The following is a 23073-nucleotide window of genomic DNA, read 5'->3' on the forward strand; positions in this document are numbered from 1 at the left end:
TCAGGTATCGACGCTTCATGATCCGCCCTTTCAAGGGTGTTTCCGTCTTCGTTGCCTGTGTTTCGAAGGGTGTTCCGGGACGGGAAGCTTCCCTTCCAAAATGTTGAAGCCACTGTTCGATATTCGGTAATCGCAGCGCGGCCCGTAATGTCCTGTTCCAAACCTGACAGTGTGATCTGCGCCACATGGGGAGGGTGGCTGATTTTCGGCCTTCTGTCGCGGGCCGTGCGCACCGCGTCGGCATCCGGCCACGTCGCCTGCCTCGTCCGTACAGATCATGGTCTTCTACGCGCAAGCTTCTCCTCCCAGCATCGGCCTGTCCTCGACACCGACGAAGGAAGCGCTTGTGAGAACGCACCGCGCGCCACGCACCGCCGCCACCCTCGCCCTGGGCACCGCCCTGCTCGCCGTCCTGACCGCCGCCCCCGCCGGGGCCGACGACGGCCGGAGCCTGCCGACGGTCACACCCACCAGCGAGACCCCCGCCCTCCACGACGACGAGGCGGGCGGCAACTCCGACGCGGACGACCCGGCGATCTGGCGCAACGCGGCCGACCCCGACCGCAGCCTCGTCATCGCCACCGCCAAGGAAGGCGGCCTGCGGGTGTACGACCTCGACGCCCGCCTCGTGCAGTCGCTGCCCGCCCCCCGCCCGCCCGCCGAGGACGACGCCCCGGGCCGCTTCAACAACGTCGACCTCGTCACCGGCCTGCGCACCTCCGCCGGCCGCGCCGACGTCGCCGTCGTCAGCGACCGCGGCAACGACCGACTGCGGATCTACCGCATCGATCCGGCCGAGCCCGGCGCCCCGCTCACCGACATCACCGACCCCGCCGCCGCCCCGGTCTTCTCCGCCGGCCAGGCCGAGATCAACGACCAGCGCACCGCGTACGGCCTCGCCACCTGGCAGGACAAGGCCACCGGCCGCACGTACGCCCTGGTCAGCCAGCGTGAGCGCACCCGCGTCGCCCTGGTCGAACTGACCCCGGCCGCGAACGGCACCGTCGGCTACCGCAAGGTCCGCACCCTCGACCTGCCGTCGTCCTTCCGCCTGCCGAACGGCACCACCTGGTCCCCCTGCGCGGAACCCGGTGAGCTGTCCCAGGTCGAGGGCATGGTCGTCGACCCGGCCACCGGCACCCTCTTCGCCGGCCAGGAGGACATCGGCATCTGGCGGATGCGCGCCGACCTCACCACCAAGCCGGTCCTGGTGGACAGGGTCCGCGAGTACGGCGTCCCCGGCGTCTACGACGAGACCACCGAGGAGTGCGCCGCCGGCGCCGACCCCGGGTACGGCGGCGAGCACCTGTCCGCCGACGTCGAGGGCCTGACCCTGTTCCAGGAGCCCGACGGCGACGGCTACCTCCTCGCCTCCAGCCAGGGCGACGACACCTTCGCCCTCTACGACCGCGAGGTGGGCGAGGACAACGAGTACGAGGGCGGCTTCCGCGTCGGCGCCGCCTCCGCCACCCTCGACGGCAGCGAGGAGTGCGACGGAGCCGCCGTCCTGAACGCCCCGCTCGGCAGCCGCTATCCGAACGGCCTGCTGGTCGTCCAGGACGGCCACGAGACCCCCGAGGTCCCCGACGGCGAGGGCGGCACCCGCACCGCGACCGGCTTCAAGTTCGTCGACCTGGGCGACGTGGTGGACGCCGCGGACATGTGAGGTCCGTGCCGGGCCCGGCGGTCGCGGCGGGAGCGGCCCCTGTGCGTCGCTCCCCGGCCGGCCTTCGCCCCTCCGCCTCTTCGCCCCGCGTACACACCGGTAACCTGCCTGCTCACCGGCTCTGTGCGGGCCGGACGGGATGGAAAGAGGGGGAGGCGCCATGGCGCGCGAACCGGTGCGGGCCGCGATCGGCGACGTCGGGTTGATCTGTGACATACAGCTCTACCAGGCGGAGAAGTGACGCCATGAGCAGGGACCCCGCACCCACCGGGCGGCCGGCCGGTACTCCGCTCGACGACGACCTCGTCCGTCGGCTGATCGCCGCGCGCTTCCCGCACTGGGCCCGCCTCCCGCTGAGGCGGGTCCCGTCCGGCGGCACGGTCAACGCCATGTACCGGCTGGGCGACGACATGGTCGTACGGCTGCCGCTCGTGGCGGGCGGAGCGACGGACGTGGCCGTCGAGCGGGAGTGGCTGCCGCGCCTCGCGCCCCTGCTGCCCACCCCCGTTCCGGAGGTCCTCGCGGCCGGCGAGCCCGGCGAGGGCTACCCGTGGCCGTGGTCGGTCTACCGGTGGCTGCCGGGGGAGAACCCCGTGGCGGGCGCCCTGAGCGAGCCCGTCCGGCTGGCCGGGGAGCTGGCCGCGTTCGTCGCGGCGATGCGCGCCGTGACCCTGCCGGGAGCCCCGCCGGCCCACCGCGGCGGTCCGCTCACCTCGCTCGACGCGGAGACCCGCGCCGCGATCGGGGAACTGCGCCGCCTCCCCGAGGAGGGCGTCGACTGCGACGCGGTGACCGCCGTCTGGGAGGACGCCCTGCGGGCCCCTGAGTGGGACGGGCCCGCGGTCTGGCTGCACGCCGACCTGATGCCGGGCAACCTCCTGGTCGCCGACGGCCGGCTCGTCGCCGTCATCGACTTCGGATGCCTGGGTGTGGGCGACCCGGCCTGCGATCTGTTCCCCGCGTGGAACCTGCTGCCCGCCGAGGCGCGGAAGGTGTTCCGCGACGGCCTCGGCGAGGACGGTGCCTCCTGGACCCGCGGCCGCGCCCGCACCCTCTCCCAGGCGCTGATCGCCCTGCCGTACTACCGCAACACCAACCCTGCGATGGCCCGCAACGCCCGCCATGTGATCCGGGAGGTCCTGGCGGAGGTCCGGGCCCGCGGCTGAGGACGACACCGGCGCGGGCGCCCGGCGCGGACGCCTGGAAGGGCGGCGCGGGACGTCCGGTCAGGCGAGAGGGATGAACCACCGACCGCCGGTGCACCGCCTGGATCGGGGCCGAACGGCCCTGTTCGTCCGGCCCCGGCAGCGACGAGGATCCTGGACAGGGGGCCCACCCCCGCGGCACCAGGACGAGGAGAGAACGATGGGGGAAGGCGAGCGGCCCGGCCCCGGCGGGCCGATCCGGGTGTTCCTGCTGGACGACCACGAGGTGGTTCGGCGCGGGGTGCGCGACCTGCTGGACGACGAACCCGACATCACCGTCGTCGGCGAGGCCGCCACCGTCGGGCAGGCGCTGGTGCGGGTGCCCGCCCTGCGCCCGCGGGTGGCCATCCTCGACGTCCGCCTCCCCGACGGCGACGGCGTCACCGTCTGCCGCGAGCTGCGCTCCGCGATGCCCGGCCTGGCGTGCCTGATGCTGACCTCCTTCGACGACGAGGAGGCACTGCTCGACTCGATCATGGCGGGCGCCTCCGGGTACGTCCTGAAGCAGATCCAGGGCTCCGACCTGGTCACCGCGGTCCGCACGGTGGCCCGCGGCCAGTCCCTGCTCGACCCCAGCGCGACCACCCGCGTGATGGCCCGGCTGCGCGGCGCCGAGCAGCCGCCGGACGGGCCCGACGCCCTGCCCGGACTCACCGCGCGCGAGCGGGAGATCCTCGCGCTGATCGGCGAGGGCCTGACCAACCGCCAGATCGGGCAGCGCCTGTACCTCGCCGAGAAGACCGTCAAGAACCACATCTCCCGCCTCCTCGCCAAGCTCGGCGTCGAACGGCGCGTCCAGGCCGCCGTGATCGCCACCCAGGCCCAGGACCGGCTCCGGGCCGAGGACCGCGGCGGCCTCTGAGCCCGGCGGCGCCCGCCCCCGCGGGCCCGGCTACGGTGGCGGTGAGGGCGTCCGGCCTCGGGCGCGACGGCGACACGGCCTGGGAGGTCGACACCGGTGGACGCGGAGTCCCGAGAGGCACGCATAAGGCTTCCCCAGCTGCGCCTGGACGAGCTGCTGGAGGAGGTGCAGGCCCGGCTCGACGCCGCGCGCGGCACCCGCGACCGGGTGCACAGCCTGCTGGAAGCCGTCCTCTCGGTCGGCCGTGAACTGGACCTGGAACAGGTCCTGCGCAGCATCGTGGAGGCCGCCGCCGCACTGGTCGACGCCCGGTACGCGGCCCTCGGCGTCATCGGCCCCGACGGCAGGCGGCTGTCCGACTTCCACACCGTCGGCGTCACCGACGAGCAGATCACCGAGATCGGCAACTTCCCCGAGGGCCACGGCATCCTCGGCGAGCTGATCCGCCACCCCCAGCCGCTGCGGCTGGCGAAGATCTCCGAGCACCCCGCCTCGTACGGCCTGCCGCCCCGCCACCCGCCGATGAACACCTTCCTCGGCGTCCCGATCCGGGTGCGCGACCAGGTCTTCGGCAATCTCTACCTGACCGAGAAACGGGGCGGCGCGCAGTTCGACGAGGAGGACGAGTCGGTGCTGTCCACCCTGGCCGTGGCGGCCGGTGTGGCCATCGACAACGCCCGCCTGTACGAGGAGTCCCGGCTGCGGGAACGCTGGCTGCGCGCCAGCGCGGAGATCACCCACAGCATTCTGTCCGGCAGCGACCGCGGCGCGGTGCTCGGCCTGATCGCCGAGCGGGCCCGGGAGATCACCGGAGCGGCCCTCGCGGTGGTCGCGGTGCCCCTGGACGACGGCGACTCCCTCACCGTGGAACTGGCCTTCGGCCCGGAGGCGGAGGTCCATCAGGGGCTGGTGCTGCCCGTGCGCGCCAGCCTCATCGGCCGGGCCTTCGCCGGGGCCACGACCGTCACCAGCGCGGACATCACCCGGGACGAGCGGGTCTCGGCCGGCCCGCCCAGGTTCGCCGGCCTGGGACCCGCCGCCGCGGTGCCGATCGGCGGCGGCGACGGCGTACGCGGTGTGGTGCTGCTGGTGCGGGAAGCCGGCCAGGCGCTGTTCACCGAGCAGCAGACCGAGCCGCTGCGGTCGTTCGCCGGCCAGGCGGCGGTCGCCATGGAGCTGGCCGAGCGGCGCCGCGACGCCGAGCGGATCGCGGTGCTCCAGGACCGCGACCGGATCGCCCGCGACCTGCACGACCTGGCGATCCAGCGGCTGTTCGCCACCGGGATGACCCTGCAGAGCGCGGGCCGGTTCATCGAGCACCCCGGGGCCGCCGAGCGCGTGACGCGTGCGGTGGACGACCTCGACGAGACCATAAAGATCATCCGCTCCACGATCTTCGGACTGCGCACCCGGGAGACCGGCGCCGGAACCGGCCTGCGTGCCCGCGCGGTCCGCGTGGCCGGGGAGGCCGCCCCGGTCCTCGGCTTCGCGCCCGGCCTCCGCATGGACGGCCTGCTCGACACCCGCGTCCCCAAGGAGACCGCCGACCACGCCGTCGCCGTCCTCTCCGAGGCCCTCGCCAACGTCGCCCGTCACGCCCACGCCGGCCGCGCCGACGTCGTCCTCGCCACCGACGGCCGCGAACTGCGCCTGGAGGTCACCGACAACGGCGTGGGCATCCCGCCCGAAGGCCGGCGCAGCGGCCTGCGCAACATGGCGGAGCGGGCCGAGCACCTGGGCGGCGAACTGACCTGGACGACACCGCCGTCCGGCGGCACCAGGCTGGTGTGGCGGGTGCCGCTGACGCCCTGAGCCGCGGGCCTGCGGCGGGTCGCCGGGCGCGGGCCGACGGGCCGACGGAGCGGTGGGGCGGCGGGGCGGCGTGCCCACGGCCGTGTCAGGCCGCGCCCGCCTCCGCCGTATCGGCCGCGTCCGCCTGCCACAGGTCCGGGCCGAACACCTCGTAGCGCACGCGCCGGGCCGGCACCCCCCGCTCCAGCAGCGCCGTCCGCACGGACCGCATGAAGGGCAGCGGACCGCACAGGTAGACGGTGGCGTCCGCGGGGACCGTCACCTCGGAGAGGTCCATCAGACCGGCGCGGGTCTCGGGTTCGGCCGGGCCGGGGCGCTCGTACCAGAAGACGGTCTGCGCGTGGGGCAGACGATCGGCCAGCCGGCGGGTCTCCGCGCGCAGGGCGTGGTCCTCGGGGGAGCGGTCCGCGTGCAGGACCAGGACGGGGCGGTCCGAGCCGGTCGCCGCGAGCCGGTCGAGCATTCCGACCAGGGGAGTGCAGCCGATGCCCGCCGAGACCAGGACGAGCGGAGTGTCGTCCGCGTCCAGGACGATGTCGCCGGAGGGCGCGGACAGCGTCAGTTCGTCCCCCACCCGCACGGTCCGGTGCAGCAGGTTCGACACCTCTCCCTCGGGCGCGCCGTCGACGCCCGCGACCCGCTTGACGGTGATACGGCGCAACTGGCCCCCGGGGTCGCAGGACAGGCTGTACTGGCGCAGCTGACGCACCCCGTCCGGCATGGTCGCGCGCACACTCACGTACTGCCCCGCGCGGGCGGCCGGCGCGGGCTCGCCGTCGGCGGGCCGCAGCAGGAACGACACCACGTCGGGGGTCTCCACGCGGCGGTCCACGACCGTCCACGGCCGCCAGATCTCACCCGGCGCCACCCCCGCGGCCTGGTAGAGCCGCGCTTCCCGGGCGATCAGCGCACCCGCCATCAGCCAGTACACCTCGTCCCAGGCCGCGGCCACCTCCGGCGTCACCGCGTCGCCCAGCACCTCGGCGATCGCGCCGAACAGATACTTGTGGACGACCGTGTACTGGTCCTCGGTCACCCCGACCGCGGTGTGCTTGTGGGCGATCCGCTCCAGCAGGGCGTCGGGCCGGGCACCGGGGTCCGCCAGCAGCGCGCTCGCGAAACCCGCCACCGCTCCGGCCAGCGCCCGGCGCTGGCTGCCGGAGGCCTGGTTGCCGCGGTTGAACATGCCGTCCAGCAGCTCCGGGCGGTCGCGGAACATCGCCCCGTAGAAGCGCTCGGTGATCTCGTCGAGCGCACCGGCCACGGCGGGCAGGGTGGCGCGTAGGACGGCGGCGGACTCTGCGGACAGCATGAAGCCTCCCTGGACGGGACGGGACGGGATGGGACGGGAAAGACAGGGGACGGCCGCCGCGAGCGAGCGGCGACCGCCTCTGTATAGCAACGGCATCCGACCATTCCGGGGGACTGCGGGGCCCGGAGGGGCAACACGGGACCAGCGGCCCCGGAGAAGGGGACCTTCGGCCCCATGACCGGGGGCCGACCGGACCAGGCTCCCGGGACGGAAGGGCGCTCGCCGAGCGAACGGCCTCGTGGCCAGGACCGGGAGGGGCCGGAGGGCCGGGGGCGGGTGGCGAGGCGGACGGCGTGGGAGGGCGGGGGTGATCCGGGCCGGTGGTCGGCCCGCCGGTCCGCCGCAGGGCTCAACGCCGGACCCAACGGCGGGCCACTCAGGGCCGCTCGGCCCAAGGCGGCCGCGCCCCCGGGCGCGAGGCTGGGGTCAGGTGCCGTAAGCGGTGAGTCCGGGGCTCCGGACGCCGCACGAGGAGGTGCAGTCATGACCACCACGACCACGCCCCGCATGACCCGGTCCCTGCCCGCCGAACACCGGGGCACGCTGATGAGCCTCGCCCGCGAGGTGACGTTCCCGCAGGGCGGCCGGCTGTTCGACGAGGGCGAACGGGCCGACCGCTTCTGGATCGTGCGCACCGGGACCGTCGCCCTCGACGTCCGGATCCCGGGCCGCCGCCCCGCCGTCATCGAGACCCTCGGGTTCGGTGACCTCGTCGGCTCGTCCTGGCTGTTCTCGCCGCGCGTCTGGCACCTGGGCGCCGAGGCGGTGACCCCGGTGCGCGCCTGGGAGTTCGACGCGGGGGCCGTCCGTGAGCTGTTCCGCGACGACCCGCGGTTCGCGGAGGCGGTCGCGCGCTGGGTCGGCCTGGTGCTCGTCCACCGCCTCCACGCGGCCCGCACCCGCCTGCTCGACCTGTACGCCCCCTACGGCAGCGGCATCCCCGGATGACCGGGCCGTCCCGCCCGGTCCAGGTGCCGTCCCGCCCGGTCCAGGAGCGCCCGTGGTGCCCGCCGCCGCAACGCTCCGGCGCACGCCGTGCCGGAGCGGTGTCAGGGCCAGACGCCGGAGAAGTCGATCTCGCGGGCCCATTCGGGGTGGTCGATCAGCGGGTTCCGGTTGCCCTGGAGCTGGGCGATCGCCGCGTTGCGGTGCCGCTCGTACTCGGTGACGGCCTCGCTCTCGTGCCAGCGCAGCAGGACGGGCAGCCGCTCCTTCGGGAACTCGCGTACGGCGTCGCCGACCTCGCGCGGATAGCGCAGCAGAAAGTACAGCGTGGCGCGCGCGGCAGCGCCCTTGCCCTGCTCGGGCTCGAACCCCACGTCCTCACGCATCCCGCAGTCGTCCCGGACCGCTTCCATGAAGTCGGGGAAGTCGACGTAGGGGAAGTTGCCCCGGAAGCTGTTGCAGCCCACCTCGCAGGCGAACAGATGGTGCAGGTCGCCCCGCATCGGCTCGCGGTGGGCGAACCACGACTGCGGCACCACGTGCTCGCAGTTGAACGGCATCGACTTCTCCAGCGCGTCGAACTCCGCCGCGAACTCGGCCGGTCCCGCGGTGCTCTCCTGGAGCAGCAGCTCCCGTACGCGGGCGAGGCGGGCCTTCGCGACGGCCGCGTCGGCGCGTATGAGTTCCTCGGCGGTGAAGGTCCGCCCGGAGTAGATGCTGCGCAGCTTGCGGTCCTTGTGCAGGTCGACCCAGGGATACACCAGCTTCGTCGGGTCGTAGCGGGGCCGGGGGGTGTGCGTGTCCGTCAGCAGTTCGGTCAGCGCCCGGCGCAGCGCGTCCCCGCCACCGGTGTGGACGTCCCCGTAGTACGCCTCGCGGGCGGCGGCGTCCGCGGGACCGTCGTAGTAGGGGCGTTCCTGTGTGAGCCGGTGGTTGAGGAGGGCCGTCTCCGCGCTCCTGTCGACGGACGACGCGATGTCCGGCGGCCCGGCCGGGGACGGCGGGAACGACGGGAACGACGAGAGGGGCGGGGGCGCGGCCGGCGCCGGTGCCGCCGCGGGCAGCGCGGCGAGGAGGGTGGCCGGCGGGGACGAGGAGGCGTCGAAGCCGACGGTGATCCGCAGCGGGAGCGTGACCTGGACGGTGCCGTCGGCCGTACGGGCCCGCTCCTGCGACCCGGCCTGTGCCCCGTCGGTGACCGCGAGGGCGGTCGTCAGCGGGACGGCGGACGCGGACGCCGCGGCCCCGGGCGCGGCGGGCAGGGACCCGGCGGCCGCGGACGGGGCGGCCGTCACGGGGGAGGCGGTGAGCCCGGCGGTGAACACCTCGTCCCGCAGCCGGGCCGCCTCACCGGTCAGCGGCACCTTGTGCAGCGCCTCCAGGACACGGCTGATCCGCACCCCCTCGTTGGCCCGCCACGCCACCTGCTGCTCGCCCATCTCCGGGCGCCACACCGTGCCGTCGACGCTCAGCGGCCGGCCCTCGGCGTCCGTCTTCGGGACGGCCGAGTGGTGCAGCGCGACGACCTCCCACTGGTCGTTGAAGACGGGAGAACCCGACGAGCCCTCACGGGTGTCGGACTCGTAGTGCAGGAACCGCTCCAGCACGTCGACGACCTGGTTGTCGCGCAGCGCGATCTGCTTGGGCTCGCCCCTCGGGTGCTGGATGATGTTGACGAACTCCCCGATGACGAGCTTGCCCTGGGTCGCGGTGACGGCCAGCCAGCCGAACGAGGACAGCGCCTCGCCCTGCGCCCCGCGCGAAGCGACCGCCACGACACTGAAGTCCAGCGCCCGGTCGGTGACGAAGAACCGGTGCGGTTCCAGCGGGAAGACCGCCGGCACCAGCGGGCTGCCGTCGGCGCAGTCCTGGAACGCGAACGCCACCTTGCTGCGGCTCGCCTCCGGCGCCCCGCGCAGCACGTGGTTGTTGGTCAGCAGCAGGGACGGCGACACCATGAAGCCGGTGCCGTGACCGCCGCCCGGCCCGCTGATGGTGACCCGGCCGACCGACCGGGAGACCTCGACACCGGCCTCCAGGAACGCGACGGGTGTCAGGTTGTTGCGCCCGATGAGCCGCTCCAGCCCCAGCACCTCACTGGTGAAGGTCTCCGGAGGCAGCTGCAGGGTGCTGCCCGCCGTGGCGGCCGGTTCCGTCGGCGTCAGCTCGATGGCCCGCGCCAGCGACCAGTCGGCGCCCAGCCGCGCCAGCCGCCTCTCGACCCGCTCGGGGGTGTCCGCGTAGAGCACGCCCCGCGTCTCGAGAACGGACTGGTTCCGCTCCCGCTGCTCGGTGCGGTTCGCATAGCGCGCCGCGGCCATCGTCAGTTGCGACAGATAGGCCGACTCTCGTTCGGCAGCGAGTTCCGCCGTGGCCATGATCCGCCTCCTGGCCTGCTGTGATGTGGCGGTCGTGTCCGTGGGACACGGTTCTTCGGGGGACAGGCGGGACGGCGTCCGGTGAAGGCCTCGGGTCCGCCGAAGGCGTCGGGTCTGCCGTGGGGCGCGCGGATGGCGGACCGCGCGCTGATGGTCGTACAGGTTGTCTGTTTCGATGCTTGCAGATGTGGGATATGCCCGCAAAAGAGGCGGCGGTGTGACGCAGTGATCACTGTGGGGCCGCATCGCCGTGGTGGATCTTGGGAATGCATCGGCCGCACCTCCCCCCCCAAGCCTCACACCAGGAGCGCCGGACACAGTGAGCACCCAGGCCACACCCATCCCCACACCGACCGCGCCGGGCGGCCTCCCCCTGATCGGCCACGCCCACCATCTCGCCCGCACGCCACTGCCGTTCATGACCTCACTGCGCGAGTACGGCAGCGTGGTCCGCATCCACATAGGCCCCACACCCGCCTACGTCGTCACCGACCCCGCGCTCACCCGCCGCGTCCTCGTCACCGACGCCGCCCACTACACCAAGGGCGGCAAGATCATCGACGCGCTGCGGGTGTTCTTCGGCGACGGGCTGGCCACGGTCGCCGACGGCGACACCCACCTGCGCAACCGCCGCCTGATGCAGCCCATGTTCAACAAGGCGCACATCGCCACCCGCGGCGAGGCGATGATCGCCCAGGTCCGCGAGATGGTCGCCGCCTGGCCCGCAGACCAGCCCCGCGACGTCTACGCGGACATGAACGACATCACCCTCGCCGCGTTCCTCGTCGCGCTGTTCGGCACGGACCTTCCGCCGCGCCTGCGCACCGAGTTCACCGCCCTGATGCCCGCCATCATGAAGGGCACCATCCGCCAGACCGTCCTGCCGTCCTGGATCACCCGGCTGCCCCTGCCCGCCCACCGCGCCCACGCCCGCCGCGTCGCCCGCCTGCGCGCCCTCATCGACCAGGCCATCGACCACCGCTCGGCGCGGCACCCGGACCGCACGGAGGACGCCGCTGCGGCGGCCGGCTGCCCGCACGCGGCGGCGGCCGGATCGGGTGCGGCGGACGGTCTGTTCAGCACGCTCCTCAACGCCGAGGAGCCGCTGACCCGGCAGCAGCTGCAGGACGAGGCGATCACCCTGCTCACCGGCGCGATCGAGACGACCGGGACGACACTCGCCTGGACCCTGTACGAGATCACCCGCCACCCCGAGGTCGAGCGACGGCTGCGCGCCGAACTCGCCGCCGTCTGCCAGGACCGGCCCCTGCGCCACGAGGACGTAGAACAACTCCCGTACGCGCGGCGGGTGTTGCAGGAGGCCATCCGCAAGTACGGGCCCGCCTGGATGGTGACCCGCACCGCGGTCCGGGACATGGACCTGGGCGGGCACCGCATCCCCGCCGGCGCCGACGTCGTGTGGAGCCCCTACCTCCACCAGCACGACCCGGCCCACTTCCCCGGCGCGGACACCTTCGACCCGGACCGCTGGACCCCCGAACGCGTCCAGGCCACCCGCGGATCGTTCCTCGCCTTCGGCGACGGCCGCCGCAAGTGCATCGGCGAGAACTTCGCCTGGGCCGAACTTCAGATCATCCTCGCGACCGTCCTCCAGACCTGGCCGCGCATCACCCTCGCCTCCCGCGCACCCCGCCCGCAGGCCGTGGTCACCGTCAAGCCGGACGACCTGGCGCTGAGGTTCCACGCGGACACGAAGGGCGGGACCGCGCGGCCGGGCGGTGGCGAGCGGCCGGTGGCCGCGGGCTGAGTACGAGTACGGGGCCGCGGCGGGTCCCAGGGCGGTCGGCGGAGTGGTTCAGGACCGGCTGCGCGGCGTTGCGGCCGAGGCGGTCGGCACACGGTGAGCGCGTGCCGGGCGGGGCACCGGAGTGTCCCCGCCCGGCGGGCGGTCAGATGCCGAAGGCAGCGGCGTAGCGGACGGTGCCGCCCGGCAGCGGATGCGCGGCGTCCAGGGCGAGCGCCATCAGCGCCTCGTCCGGCACGTCGATGCTCAGCCGGATCCCGTGCACGGAGGCACGGGTGAAGCCGAACCTCGGGTAGTAGCCGGGGTGACCGAGGACGACGACGTAGCGCTCGCCCCTGTCCGTGGCCGCGCGCAGGGCGGTGCGGACGGCCGCCGAGCCGGCACCGGTGCGCTGCCGCTCCGGCCGTACGGCGCACGGGGCCAGGGCCAGCGCCGGGACCTCACCGATGTGACAGCGGGTCAGCAGCGCGTGGCCGGCGATCCGGCCGCTCTCGTCCGCGGCGACGACGGACAGTCCGTCGATCCACGCGTCCGGGTCGGCGCGCAGGGCGTCGACCAGGTCCGCCTCCTCCGCCGTGGGGAAGGCGGCGAGGAGGACCTCACGGATGGCGGCGGCGTCGCCGGGTGCCTCGGCGCGCGTGATCCAGGTGTCGCTCATGACAGATACGGATCCGTTCCGTAGAAGTGTTCGTGTGAGGGGTCCTCGCGAGCTCACGCTCCCGGCGAGGACGGACAGGGCGGGTCAGGCCACGACCCGGGACGTGAGGTAAACCCGGACGCCGGACGCGGTGGCCTCGTACCCGGTCATCCGCCTCACCTCCCGCCGTCTCTTCACGTCTCGTCACCCTGATCGACACGAACGGCCCCACCGTACAGACCGTCGCCTCAGGTGCCAAGCGGTTTCACGCGGACCGCCACCGGCCGGTGGTCGCTGCCGGTGGCGGGCAGCGTACGGATCCGCCCGACGCTCGCCGAGCGGGCCATGACATGGTCGATGCGGACCAGCGGGAAGGCGGCCGGATAGCTGAGGGCGAAGCCCCGGCGCGGTTCGGCAAGCCGCGTGGTCAGCGGGGCGAGCCCGCGGTCCTCGACCGTGCCGTTGAGGTCCCCGAGCAGGATCACCGTGCTCAGCTCCTCGGCGGCGACGGCCGCGCCCAGCAGCCGGGCGCTCTCGTCCCGTGCCGCCGACGCGAGGCCGTCCGCCCCGACGCGGACCGAGGGCAGGTGAGCGACGTATGCGGCGAGTTCACCGCGCGGGGCGCGCACCACGGCCCGCAGTCCCCGGTTCCACGGTTCCGTGATCTGCCGGGGCTTGATGTCCAGCGTCCGGACGTCGCGCAGCGGATAACGGGACCACAGTCCGACGGTGCCCCGGACGGCGTGGAACGGGTAGTGGGCGGCGAGAGTCCGCTCGTAGACCGCCGACGCCTGCGGGACCAGCTCCTCCAGCGCGATCAGGTCCGGCCGGGCACGGGCCAGGGCGCGGGCGGTGCCGGCCGGGTCCGGGTTCTCGTCGCTGACGTTGTGCTGCACCACGAGCAGGCCGTACCCGTCCGCCTCGGCACCGGGCAGCAGCAGCCCGCCGAAGAGATACGTCCACGCCGCCACCGGTGCCAGTGACGCCAGCAGGGCGGGAACCGAGCGGCGCAGCAACGCGAGGGCGAACAGGACCGCGGCCACCGCACCGAGCCATGGCAGGAACGTCTCCAGCAGGCTGCCCAGGCGGCCGGGGGAGTTGGGTATCGCACGGTGCAGGAGCAGCAGGGCGGCGAGGAGCGCCGCGACTGCGGCGAGGACCCGGCCCCGCGCCCGTAGCGACGGTCCGCCGGGCGCGGCCTGGGTGCCGGTGTCTCGCGCGCCCTTGATCCCGGAGTCCCGCGCGTCCTCGGTCCCGCTGTCCCGTGCGTCGCTGGTCCCGGGAGCCCGCGCGTCCCCGGCTCCGGAGTCCCGCACGCGCGTGGGTCCGCTGTGCCGTACGTGCTCGGGTCCGCCGCGCAGTGCGCCCGCGGCCCCGTCGCCGTCACCCCGAACCCGCCACCGCACCGTGCGCTCCCCCCGCTCCATCGCCGCCGGTCTACGCTCCGTCGGTCCCACCCGCTCCGGGATCCGGGCGGCGGGCCCTGCGCTGGACCTCCGCCTCGACCGTGCCGCGCGGCAGGCCCTCGGACTCCGCGTGCTCGGTGATGGCCAGCTGCACCTGGCGGGAGAGGTCGCTCCAGGCCCGCCAGGCAGTCTCCCACTCGGTGTGCTGCTCGGCGGCCCACCTGCCCTCGGTCGGTCTGCCGAAGGCGTCCCTGATGCGCTGCATCTCGGCCTGGGCCGCGTTGGCCGCCCGCTGTAGCTCCACGAGCTCGTCGATGGTGTGTGCCACGCCCGGATCCTATGGGGATGACGGGACCCGCCCCGCCGCGACACGAGGGCCGATCCGTCCGGGCCCGAGGGCGCGCCCCCGCGCCTGCCACCTGCGACGTAGCGAGTGAACTGGCTTGCGAAACAGCGCCGGGGGACAGGCGGCTGCCCCACGGACACGGACACGGGCACGGACACGGACACGGGCGCGGGCGCGGGCACGGGAACGGGCACTGGCACGGACGCAGTCCGGAACGGAGCGCGCGCCGGGAAGTGCCGCACGGCCGGGGGCCGGCACCGAGCCCGCACCGAGCCCACCGGCGGTGCCGCCGACGCCGTCGGACGACCGAACCGCCCGCCGCAACACAACCGTTGTACACCCCGCACCGCACTCCCACGGCGCTCGCCCGGCACTCGCACCGCAGGTCACAGCCCGTACAGCCGCCCGCCGACGGCGCACCGCCCGGTCGGGCGGATGCGGCGAGCGCGACGTACCCGCCGCCAAGGCCTTGACGCGCTCTCCGCGCGGCTATTAACTCACGCCATAAATTAAGTCGGCACGACGACCTGTCGCGGGGCGCTCGCCGTGCCGTTCCCCACGCCGTTCCCCCGGAAGGGTCCCAGGAGCATGCGCAGACTCAGAGCCGCACTCACCGGTGCCGTCACCTTGTCCCTCGCGCTCACCGCCACGGCCTGCGGCGGTGGCAGCGCGACCGGTGAGGGCTCCAACGACTCGCCGAAGACCCTCACGTACTGGGCCTCCAACCAGGGCGCGAGCATCGAGATCGACAAGAAGGTCCTCCAGCCGGAACTCGACAAGTTCGAGAAGCGGACCGGCATCAAGGTGGAGCTGGAGGTCGTGCCCTGGTCGGACCTGCTGAACCGGATCCTCACCGCCACCACCTCCGGCCAGGGCCCGGACGTCCTCAACATCGGCAACACCTGGTCGGCGTCCCTCCAGTCGACCGGCGCGTTGCTGCCCTGGGACGAGAAGAACTTCGCGAAGATCGGCGGCAAGGACCGCTTCGTCGACTCCGCGCTCGGCTCGACCGGCGTGGCGGGACAGGACCCGGCGGCGGTGCCGCTGTACTCGATGGCGTACGCCCTCTACTACAACAAGAAGATCCTCGCCGACGCCGGCATATCCCGGCCGCCCGCCACCTGGGACGAACTCGTCGCCGACGGCAAGAAGATCCGGAAGCTGGGCAAGCAGGTCCTCGGCGCCGAGGGCGCCAACGTCGCGGAGAACATCCACCACGTCTTCGTCTTCGCCAAGCAGCACGGCGCCGAGTTCTTCACCCCCGACGGCAAGCCCGACTTCACCAACGACGGTGTGGTCAAGGCCATCGAGCAGTACGTCGGCCTGATGGCCGAGGACAAGGTCATCCCGGCGGGCAATGCCGAGTACGCGCAGAACCAGTCCGTCAGCGACTTCGCCAAGGGGCGCACCGCGATGCTCCTGTGGCAGTCCGCCTCCGCCAACCTCACGTCGCAGGGCATGAGCGAGGACGCCTACGGCATCGCCCCCGTGCCCGTGCAGTCCGGCACCCCGGGCGGCGGCACCCAGGTCAACTCGATGGTCGCCGGCATCAACCTGGCCGTCTTCAAGAACACCGACAACCTCGACGGTGCCACCGAGTTCGTGAAGTTCATGACCAGCGAGGAGGAGCAGAGGATCCTCAACAAGGCCTACAGCTCCATCCCGCCGGTCAAGGCCGCCCAGTCCGACCCCGCCTTCAACACCCCCGCGAACACCGTCCTGAAGGACACCCTCGCGCGCAGCGCCGCCGCCCTGCCCCAGGTGCCCGACGAGTCGCAGTTCGAGACGGCGGTCGGTACGGCCGTCAAGGAGCTGTTCGCGGACGCCGCCGCCGGCCGTCCGGTGACCGCCGAGTCGGTGAAGGCGAAGCTGGAGAAGGCCCAGCAGCAGATGCCGGCGAAGTGAGCGCGATGACCACCACCACCGTCGAGCAGGCGGTGCGCGAGAGCACCCCCGGTGCGGCGCCCCCGGGCACTCCCCGCCGCCGCGCCGGGCGGCTCCGCCGCATCGGACTGCCGTACCTGCTCCTGCTGCCCGCCCTGGTTCTCGAACTCCTCGTCCACCTGGTGCCGATGGCCGTCGGCATCGTGATGAGCTTCAAGCAGCTCACCCAGTTCCACATCCGCGACTGGGGCGCCGCCCCCTGGTCCGGCCTCGACAACTACTCGGTGTCGGTCGACTTCGACGCCCCGGTCGGCGAGGCCCTGCTGCACTCCTTCCTCGTCACCGTGGCCTTCACCCTGCTGTCGGTCGGCCTGTGCTGGCTGATCGGCACCGCCGCGGCCATCTGCCTGCAGGACTCCTTCCGCGGCCGGGGCCTGCTGCGGGCGCTGTTCCTCGTGCCGTACGCGCTGCCCGTCTACACCGCGGTCATCACCTGGGTGTTCATGTTCCAGCACGACAACGGCCTGGTGAACCACGTCCTGCACGACCAGCTGGGCCTCACCGACAAGCCGTCCTTCTGGCTCATCGGCGACAACAGCTTCTTCGCGCTGCTGACGGTCTCGGTGTGGAAGGGCTGGCCGTTCGCCTTCCTCATCGTGATGGCCGGACTGCAGAACATCCCACGGGAGCTGTACGAGGCGGCCGCGCTGGACGGCGCCGGGACGTGGCAGCAGATCCGCCGCATCACCCTGCCGTCGCTGCGCCCCGTCAACCAGGTGTTGGTGCTCGTGCTGTTCCTGTGGACGTTCAACGACTTCAACACGCCGTACGTCCTGTTCGGCAAGGCCGCACCGCAGGCCGCGGACCTCATCTCGGTGCACATCTACCAGGCCTCGTTCGTGACCTGGAACTTCGGCACGGGCTCGGCGATGTCCGTCCTGCTGCTGCTGTTCCTGCTGGTCGTGACCGGCGGCTACCTGGCCGTCACCTCACGCGGACGGAGGACCGCCGATGCCTAGCCCGACGACCGTCCCGGCCACCGCGCGGACCCGCAGGTCGCCCATGGCGCCGCCCCGCTCGTTCCTGTGGACCCGGCGGATCTTCCTCACCGTGCTCGCCGGCTTCGTGCTCCTGCCGGTGTACGTCATGGTCTCCAGCTCGCTCAAGCCGCTCGCGGACGTCTCGGGACAGTTCCGCTGGCTGCCCAGCGAACTGACGATCCGTCCGTACATCGACATCTGGTCGACGGTCCCGCTCGCCCGGTACTTCGTGAACTCGCTGATCGTGGCGGGCGCGGCGACGGTGTGCTCGGTCGTCATCGCCGTGTTCGCGGCGTACGCCGTCAGCCGCTACTCCTTCCGCGGCAAGCGCGTCTTCACGGTGACCGTGCTCTCGACGCAGATGTTCCCCGGCATCCTCTTCCTGCTGCCGCTGTTCCTGCTCTACGTCAACATCGGCAACGCCACCGGTATCGCCCTGTTCGGCTCGCGCGGCGGACTGATCCTCACCTATCTGACCTTCTCGCTGCCCTTCTCCATCTGGATGCTCATCGGCTACTTCGACTCCATCCCGCGCGACCTGGACGAGGCCGCCAAGGTCGACGGGTGCGGCCCGGTCGGCGCGCTGTTCCGGGTGATCGTCCCGGCGGCGGTGCCCGGCATCGTCGCGGTCGCCGTCTACGCCTTCATGACCGCCTGGGGCGAGGTCCTGTTCGCCTCCGTCATGACGAACGACACCACCCGCACCCTCGCCGTCGGCCTCCAGGGCTACTCCACGCTCAACGACGTGTACTGGAACCAGATCATGGCCGCCTCCCTCGTCGTGAGCGTGCCCGTCGTCGCCGGCTTCCTGCTCCTGCAGCGCTATCTGGTCACCGGTCTGACCGCGGGCGCCGTGAAGTAGCGAGCGCGGCGCCGCCCCGGAGCAGCGGCCCTGACCCGCCTCCCGCGTTCCTCCCTCTCCCGACCTCTCCCGCATCCCTCTCCCGGAACTCCCTCCCGCATCCCTCCCTCCGCGAAAGGTTCTCCGTGTCCGAATCCACAGCCCCGCACGCCCTCGACCTGGCGGCGTTCCCCGCCGACTTCACCTGGGGCACCGCGACATCCGCGTACCAGATCGAGGGCGCGGTGGCCGAGGACGGCCGCGCCCCGTCCATCTGGGACACCTTCAGCCACACCCCCGGCAAGGTGGACAACGACGACCACGGCGACATCGCCTGCGACCACTACCACCGCTGGCCCGAGGACATCGCCCTGATGAAGGAACTGGGCACCAACGGCTACCGGATGTCCGTGGCCTGGCCCCGGGTCGTGCCCGCGGGCGACGGCCCCGTCAACCCGGCGGGCCTCGACTTCTACGACCGGCTCGTCGACGCCCTGCTCGCCGCCGGCATCACCCCGTCCGTCACCCTCTACCACTGGGACCTGCCCCAGGCCCTCCAGGACCGCGGCGGCTGGACCCGGCGCGACACCGCCGAGCACCTCGCCGCCTACGCCTCCGCCGTCGCCGGCCGGCTCGGCGACCGGGTCACCCAGTGGGCCACGCTCAACGAGCCGCTGTGCTCCGGCTGGATCGGCCACCTGGAGGGCCGGATGGCGCCCGGCCTGACCGACCTCACCGCAGCCGTCCACGCCTCCTACCACCTGCTCCTCGCGCACGGCCTGGCCGTCCAGGCGGTCCGCGCCGCCGCCCCCGGCGCACGGATCGGCCTGGTCACCAACCACTCCACCGTCGAACCGGCCTCCGCCCGCCCCGAGGACGCGGCCGCGGCCGTCCGCCTCGACGGCCACACCAACCGCTGGTGGCTCGACCCGGTCTACGGCCGCGGCTTCCCCGCCGACATGCGCGAGCTGTACGGCGTCGAGCTGCCCGAGCGCCCCGGTGACCTGGAGGTGATGGCGACCCCGACCGACTGGCACGGCCTCAACTACTACTTCCCGGCGGTCGTCGCCGACGACCCCGACGGGCCCGTGCCTTACGCCCGTGAGATCAAGGTGCCCGGCGTGCCGCGCTCCGGCATGGACTGGCCGGTCGACGCGGCGGGCCTGGAGGGCATGCTGCTGCGGCTGACCGAGGACTACGGCGTGCGCCGCGTCCTCGTCACCGAGAACGGCTCCGCCTACCCGGACACCGTCGCCGCCGACGGCACGGTCCACGACCCCGAGCGCATCCGCTACCTGGAGGACCACCTCGCCGCCTGCGCCCGCGCCCTGCGCAAGGGCGTCCCGCTGGCCGGGTACTACGCCTGGTCGCTGCTGGACAACTTCGAGTGGGCGTACGGCTACGACAAGCGGTTCGGCCTGGTGCACGTCGACTACGCGACGCAGAAGCGCACCGTCAAGAGCAGCGGCCGCCGCTACGCGGAGATCATCCGCGCCCACCGCGAGGCCGTGTCCTGATCGGGCGGGCCACCGCCGCCCGCGTTCCCGTAACCCGCTGCCACCAGCACCAACGGCAGCGGGTCGGTCGCGTTGCCACCGGCGGCGAAAGGGTAACGAAGGCTTAAGGCAAGCCTAAAGAAAAGTGTGCCGGGATGCTTGACCGTTCACCGACAGGGCGGCAAGGTTCCCGCAGAGCGCTCTCTCAACTCTCCTTCTCCCCTCCCCACTTGAGGAGCCCCCATGCCTTCAGCAGCCAGACGCGCCACTGCCGGCGCCCTGGTCTCGACCCTGCTCGGCACACTGCTCTCGCTCGTCCCGGCCGCCACCGCCCACGCCGACCCCGTCCTCCTCTCCCAGGGCAAGCCGGCCACGGCCTCCTCCACCGAGGCACCGGCCTTCGCCGCGTCCGCCGCGGTGGACGGGAACCTGACGAGCACCCGCTGGTCGAGCCAGTGGAGCGACAACCAGTGGTTCCAGGTCGACCTCGGCCGCAGCGCCCAGATCAGTCGCACCGTGCTGACCTGGGAAGCGGCCTACGGCAAGGCCTACGACATCCAGCTGTCGGACAACGGCACCGACTGGCGCACCGTCAGGTCCGTGACGGCCGGCGACGGCGGCACCGACGACCTCACGGTCTCCGGCACCGGCCGCTACGTCCGCCTCCAGGGCATCTCCCGCGCCACCGGCTACGGCTACTCCCTGTGGGAGTTCCAGGTCTACGGCACGACCGGCGACACCCCCCAGCTGCCGGGCGGCGGCGACCTCGGCCCCAACGTGCACGTCATCGACCCGTCCACGCCGGACATCCAGGGCAAGCTCGACGCGGTCTTCAAGCAGCAGGAGTCCGCGCAGTTCGGCAGCGGCCGGCACGCGTTCCTCTTCAAGCCGGGCACCTACCACAACCTCAACGCCCAGATCGGCTTCTACACCCAGATCGCGGGCCTCGGCCTGAAGCCCGACGACACCCTCATCAACGGGGACATCACCGTCGACGCGGGCTGGTTCAACGGCAACGCCACCCAGAACTTCTGGCGCGGCGCGGAGAACCTGGCGGTCAACCCGGTCAACGGCACCAACCGGTGGGCGGTCTCCCAGGCCTCCTCCTTCCGCCGGATGCACGTCAAGGGCGGCCTCAACCTCGCCCCGAACGGCTACGGCTGGGCCAGCGGCGGCTACATCGCCGACTCGAAGATCGACGGGCAGGTCGGCAACTACTCGCAGCAGCAGTGGTACACGCGCGACAGCTCCATCGGCGGCTGGTCCAACTCCGTGTGGAACCAGGTCTTCTCCGGTGTGGAGGGTGCCCCGGCGAACAGCTTCCCCGAGCCGCGCTACACCACCCTGGCGAACACCCCGATCTCCCGCGAGAAGCCGTTCCTCTACCTCGACGGCAACGAGTACAAGGTGTTCGCCCCCGCCAAGCGGACCAACGCCCGCGGCACCACCTGGGCGAGCGGCACCCCGCAGGGCCAGTCCATCCCGCTGAGCCGCTTCTACGTCGTCAAGCCCGGCGCCACCGCGACCACCATCAACCAGGCGCTCGCGCAGGGCCTGCACCTGCTGTTCACGCCCGGCGTCTACCACGTCGACCGGACGATCGAGATCACCCGGCCCGACACCATCGTGCTCGGCCTGGGCCTTGCCACCCTCATCCCGGACAACGGCGTGACCGCCATGCGGGTCGCCGACGTGGACGGCGTACGCCTCGCGGGCTTCCTCATCGACGCCGGGCCGGTCAACTCGCCGACCTTGCTGGAAGTCGGCCCGCAGAACGCCTCCGCCGACCACTCCGCCAACCCCACCACCGTCCAGGACGTGTACCTCCGCATCGGCGGCGCGGGCGCCGGCAAGGCCACCACCAGCATGGTCGTCAACAGCGACGACACCATCATCGACCACACCTGGGTGTGGCGCGCCGACCACGGCGACGGCGTCGGCTGGGAGACCAATCGCGCCGACTACGGCGTCCGCGTCAACGGCGACGACGTGCTGGCCACCGGCCTGTTCGTCGAGCACTTCAACAAGTACGACGTGGAGTGGTACGGCGAGCGCGGCCGCACCATCTTCTTCCAGAACGAGAAGGCGTACGACGCGCCCAACCAGGCCGCCATCCAGAACGGCACCACCAAGGGTTACGCGGCCTACCGGGTCGACGACTCGGTGAACACCCACGAGGGCTGGGGCATGGGCAGCTACTGCTACTACAACGTCGACCCGACGATCCGTCAGGACCACGGCTTCAAGGCCCCGGTGAAGCCCGGCGTGAGGTTCCACAGCCTGCTCACCGTCTCCCTCGGCGGCAACGGCCACTTCGACCACGTCATCAACGACGTCGGCGCCCCCACCCAGGGCACCGAGACCATCCCCTCGACCGTCGTCTCCTTCCCCTGACGCCCCACCACACCCAAGGACGCGCCGCCCACGGGCGGCGCGTCCCGCGTGATGACGGCGCGCCGTCGTCCTGACATGTGTCAGGTCACTGTGCCGTGGGCCTCGCCATGCTGATGCGCGTGGCGAGGCCGTCGAGGAGGGTGGTCAGGCCGAACTCGTACAGGGACGTGGACGAGAGGGCGACCTGATCGGCGACGGCAGCGAAATGCGGCAGGCGTCCCTGAGCGAGCAGTGCGGTCATGCGGTCGTGCTGGGCGTCCATCCACTGTTCCCCGGTGATCCCGCTGGACCGGGTGGCGCGTGCTTCGGGTTCCGTGTCGATCGCCTGGCCGCGGACGTATGCGAAGAGGGTGACCGCCGCGTGCATGCGGGTGTCGGGGTCCAGCCCGAGACCGTCCAGGGCGGCCAGGACCCATTCGATGTGCCGCATGCCGTGTGGCACGAGCAGGGGGCGGCTGAGGTTCAGGGCGGCGGCCAGCCACGGATGGGCCCGGTACAGGCGCCACTGGATGGCCGCGGACAGCTCCAGCCGGGCCCGCCACCCCTCCGGCGGCCGCGTGGGCAGCGGCTCGCCGGCGAAAGCGGCGTCCACCATCAGGGCGAGCAGCTGTTCCTTGTTCGCGACGTGCCGGTAGAGCGACATGGTCGGTATGCCGAGTTCCGCGGCGACCCGGCGCATCGTCAGCCCGGCAGTCCCCTCGGCGTCGGCAAGGGCCATGGCCGCGCGGACGACGCGGGTCCGTGCGGCCGGGTCCTCGGCGGCGGACCTGGCCGAGCGGGCCTGCGGCGCGGTGTCGGCGACCACGGTCCCGACACCGGGAACGGCCCGCACAAGACCCTCGTGGCGGAGCACGGTCAGCGCTTTGGTGGCCGTGGCCATGGCCACTCCCCATCGCTGGGTGATGGCCCGGGTGGAGGGGACGCGGTCACCCGGAGCGAGTTCGCCCGCCTCGATGCGGTGGCGCAGTTCCGCCGCGATCCGTGCGTAGGGCGGCTGAGTCATGGTCTCGAAGCGTAGTGCACTAGTGCGCCCCACTCTGCCCGCACTAGATCGCTTTCGAGGAAGGAGCACTTCAGCAGCGGT

At 72.7% G+C, this 23073-nt stretch carries 17 protein-coding genes; 11 read left to right on the top strand and 6 right to left on the bottom strand.

All coding sequences use genetic code 11. The features are described from left to right. Positions 1–346 precede the first annotated feature (346 nt). From G7Z13_RS32660 to G7Z13_RS32675, 4 genes are all read left to right on the top strand, one after another. The gene (locus tag G7Z13_RS32660) at positions 347–1666 is read left to right on the top strand and encodes a phytase (protein ID WP_240926431.1); all 1320 of its coding nucleotides are present in this window, start codon (positions 347–349) and stop codon (positions 1664–1666) included. Positions 1667–1911: 245 nt separating this feature from the next. Next, positions 1912–2832: an aminoglycoside phosphotransferase family protein gene (locus G7Z13_RS32665; RefSeq protein WP_166004293.1), complete on the top strand. Its 921-nt coding sequence runs from the start codon at positions 1912–1914 to the stop codon at positions 2830–2832. A gap of 199 nt (positions 2833–3031) precedes the next feature. After that, complete coding sequence (locus G7Z13_RS32670; protein WP_166004295.1) at positions 3032–3733, top strand: response regulator transcription factor; 702 nt, start codon at positions 3032–3034, stop codon at positions 3731–3733. A gap of 96 nt (positions 3734–3829) precedes the next feature. Further along, positions 3830–5545 (top strand): GAF domain-containing sensor histidine kinase, encoded by a 1716-nt coding sequence (locus tag G7Z13_RS32675; RefSeq protein WP_166004297.1) that lies wholly within the window; start codon positions 3830–3832, stop codon positions 5543–5545. A gap of 85 nt (positions 5546–5630) precedes the next feature. Here the strand turns inward: G7Z13_RS32675 and G7Z13_RS32680 are convergent, their stop codons facing one another. Next, positions 5631–6857, bottom strand: coding sequence for a globin domain-containing protein (locus tag G7Z13_RS32680; protein ID WP_166004300.1), 1227 nt, complete (start codon positions 6855–6857; stop codon positions 5631–5633). 483 nt (positions 6858–7340) lie between these two features. Between G7Z13_RS32680 and G7Z13_RS32685 the strand changes: the two genes are divergently transcribed. Beyond that, positions 7341–7805 (top strand): Crp/Fnr family transcriptional regulator, encoded by a 465-nt coding sequence (locus G7Z13_RS32685; protein ID WP_166004301.1) that lies wholly within the window; start codon positions 7341–7343, stop codon positions 7803–7805. 101 nt (positions 7806–7906) lie between these two features. On the opposite strand, the gene G7Z13_RS34180 is transcribed toward G7Z13_RS32685, so the two are convergent. Beyond that, complete coding sequence (locus G7Z13_RS34180) at positions 7907–10180, bottom strand: endonuclease (RefSeq protein ID WP_166004303.1); 2274 nt, start codon at positions 10178–10180, stop codon at positions 7907–7909. 319 nt (positions 10181–10499) lie between these two features. Here G7Z13_RS34180 and G7Z13_RS32695 point away from each other — a divergent pair, with 319 nt between their 5' ends. Next, the gene (locus G7Z13_RS32695; protein WP_166004305.1) at positions 10500–11948 is read left to right on the top strand and encodes a cytochrome P450; all 1449 of its coding nucleotides are present in this window, start codon (positions 10500–10502) and stop codon (positions 11946–11948) included. Between the two features lie 142 nt (positions 11949–12090). Here G7Z13_RS32695 and G7Z13_RS32700 read toward each other — a convergent pair whose 3' ends face one another. From G7Z13_RS32700 to G7Z13_RS32710, 3 genes are all read right to left on the bottom strand, one after another. Then, positions 12091–12603: an N-acetyltransferase gene (locus tag G7Z13_RS32700; protein WP_166004307.1), complete on the bottom strand. Its 513-nt coding sequence runs from the start codon at positions 12601–12603 to the stop codon at positions 12091–12093. Between the two features lie 227 nt (positions 12604–12830). Next, positions 12831–14009: an endonuclease/exonuclease/phosphatase family protein gene (locus G7Z13_RS32705; protein ID WP_240926432.1), complete on the bottom strand. Its 1179-nt coding sequence runs from the start codon at positions 14007–14009 to the stop codon at positions 12831–12833. A gap of 10 nt (positions 14010–14019) precedes the next feature. Next, positions 14020–14316, bottom strand: a complete 297-nt coding sequence (locus tag G7Z13_RS32710) for a hypothetical protein (RefSeq protein ID WP_166004309.1) — start codon at positions 14314–14316, stop codon at positions 14020–14022. A 606-nt stretch (positions 14317–14922) separates the two neighbouring features. On the opposite strand from G7Z13_RS32710, the gene G7Z13_RS32715 reads away from it, so the two are divergent. From G7Z13_RS32715 to G7Z13_RS32735, 5 genes are all read left to right on the top strand, one after another. Next, entirely contained in the window at positions 14923–16239 is a 1317-nt protein-coding gene (locus tag G7Z13_RS32715; protein ID WP_166004311.1) for a sugar ABC transporter substrate-binding protein, read from the top strand. A 5-nt stretch (positions 16240–16244) separates the two neighbouring features. Further along, positions 16245–17237 carry a sugar ABC transporter permease gene (locus tag G7Z13_RS32720; RefSeq protein ID WP_166004313.1) on the top strand — a complete coding sequence of 331 codons (993 nt, stop codon included), beginning with the start codon at positions 16245–16247 and terminating at the stop codon, positions 17235–17237. A 43-nt stretch (positions 17238–17280) separates the two neighbouring features. Then, entirely contained in the window at positions 17281–18120 is an 840-nt protein-coding gene (locus G7Z13_RS32725; RefSeq protein WP_166005522.1) for a carbohydrate ABC transporter permease, read from the top strand. Between the two features lie 125 nt (positions 18121–18245). Next, on the top strand, positions 18246–19616 hold the full coding sequence (locus G7Z13_RS32730; protein WP_166004315.1) for a GH1 family beta-glucosidase: 1371 nt from the start codon (positions 18246–18248) through the stop codon (positions 19614–19616). A gap of 222 nt (positions 19617–19838) precedes the next feature. Continuing rightward, positions 19839–21989, top strand: a complete 2151-nt coding sequence (locus G7Z13_RS32735; protein WP_166004317.1) for a discoidin domain-containing protein — start codon at positions 19839–19841, stop codon at positions 21987–21989. An 85-nt stretch (positions 21990–22074) separates the two neighbouring features. Here G7Z13_RS32735 and G7Z13_RS32740 read toward each other — a convergent pair whose 3' ends face one another. Next, positions 22075–22992 (bottom strand): TetR/AcrR family transcriptional regulator C-terminal domain-containing protein, encoded by a 918-nt coding sequence (locus tag G7Z13_RS32740; protein WP_166004318.1) that lies wholly within the window; start codon positions 22990–22992, stop codon positions 22075–22077. Between the last annotated feature and the right edge of the window lie 81 nt (positions 22993–23073).

Origin of the sequence: Streptomyces sp. JB150, from assembly GCF_011193355.1 — a bacterium.
Classification (GTDB): domain Bacteria; phylum Actinomycetota; class Actinomycetes; order Streptomycetales; family Streptomycetaceae; genus Streptomyces.

What these genes read in the sequence shown, in the direction of transcription:
- G7Z13_RS32665 (WP_166004293.1), top strand. Translation starts at nt 1,912, where the DNA reads ATGAGCAGGGACCCCGCACCCACCGGGCGGCCGGCCGGTACTCCGCTC.
- G7Z13_RS32670 (WP_166004295.1), top strand. Translation starts at nt 3,032, where the DNA reads ATGGGGGAAGGCGAGCGGCCCGGCCCCGGCGGGCCGATCCGGGTGTTC.
- G7Z13_RS32680 (WP_166004300.1), bottom strand. Translation starts at nt 6,857, where the DNA reads ATGCTGTCCGCAGAGTCCGCCGCCGTCCTACGCGCCACCCTGCCCGCC.
- G7Z13_RS32685 (WP_166004301.1), top strand. Translation starts at nt 7,341, where the DNA reads ATGACCACCACGACCACGCCCCGCATGACCCGGTCCCTGCCCGCCGAA.
- G7Z13_RS34180 (WP_166004303.1), bottom strand. Translation starts at nt 10,180, where the DNA reads ATGGCCACGGCGGAACTCGCTGCCGAACGAGAGTCGGCCTATCTGTCG.
- G7Z13_RS32700 (WP_166004307.1), bottom strand. Translation starts at nt 12,603, where the DNA reads ATGAGCGACACCTGGATCACGCGCGCCGAGGCACCCGGCGACGCCGCC.
- G7Z13_RS32705 (WP_240926432.1), bottom strand. Translation starts at nt 14,009, where the DNA reads ATGGAGCGGGGGGAGCGCACGGTGCGGTGGCGGGTTCGGGGTGACGGC.
- G7Z13_RS32715 (WP_166004311.1), top strand. Translation starts at nt 14,923, where the DNA reads ATGCGCAGACTCAGAGCCGCACTCACCGGTGCCGTCACCTTGTCCCTC.
- G7Z13_RS32720 (WP_166004313.1), top strand. Translation starts at nt 16,245, where the DNA reads ATGACCACCACCACCGTCGAGCAGGCGGTGCGCGAGAGCACCCCCGGT.
- G7Z13_RS32725 (WP_166005522.1), top strand. Translation starts at nt 17,281, where the DNA reads ATGGCGCCGCCCCGCTCGTTCCTGTGGACCCGGCGGATCTTCCTCACC.
- G7Z13_RS32735 (WP_166004317.1), top strand. Translation starts at nt 19,839, where the DNA reads ATGCCTTCAGCAGCCAGACGCGCCACTGCCGGCGCCCTGGTCTCGACC.
- G7Z13_RS32740 (WP_166004318.1), bottom strand. Translation starts at nt 22,992, where the DNA reads ATGACTCAGCCGCCCTACGCACGGATCGCGGCGGAACTGCGCCACCGC.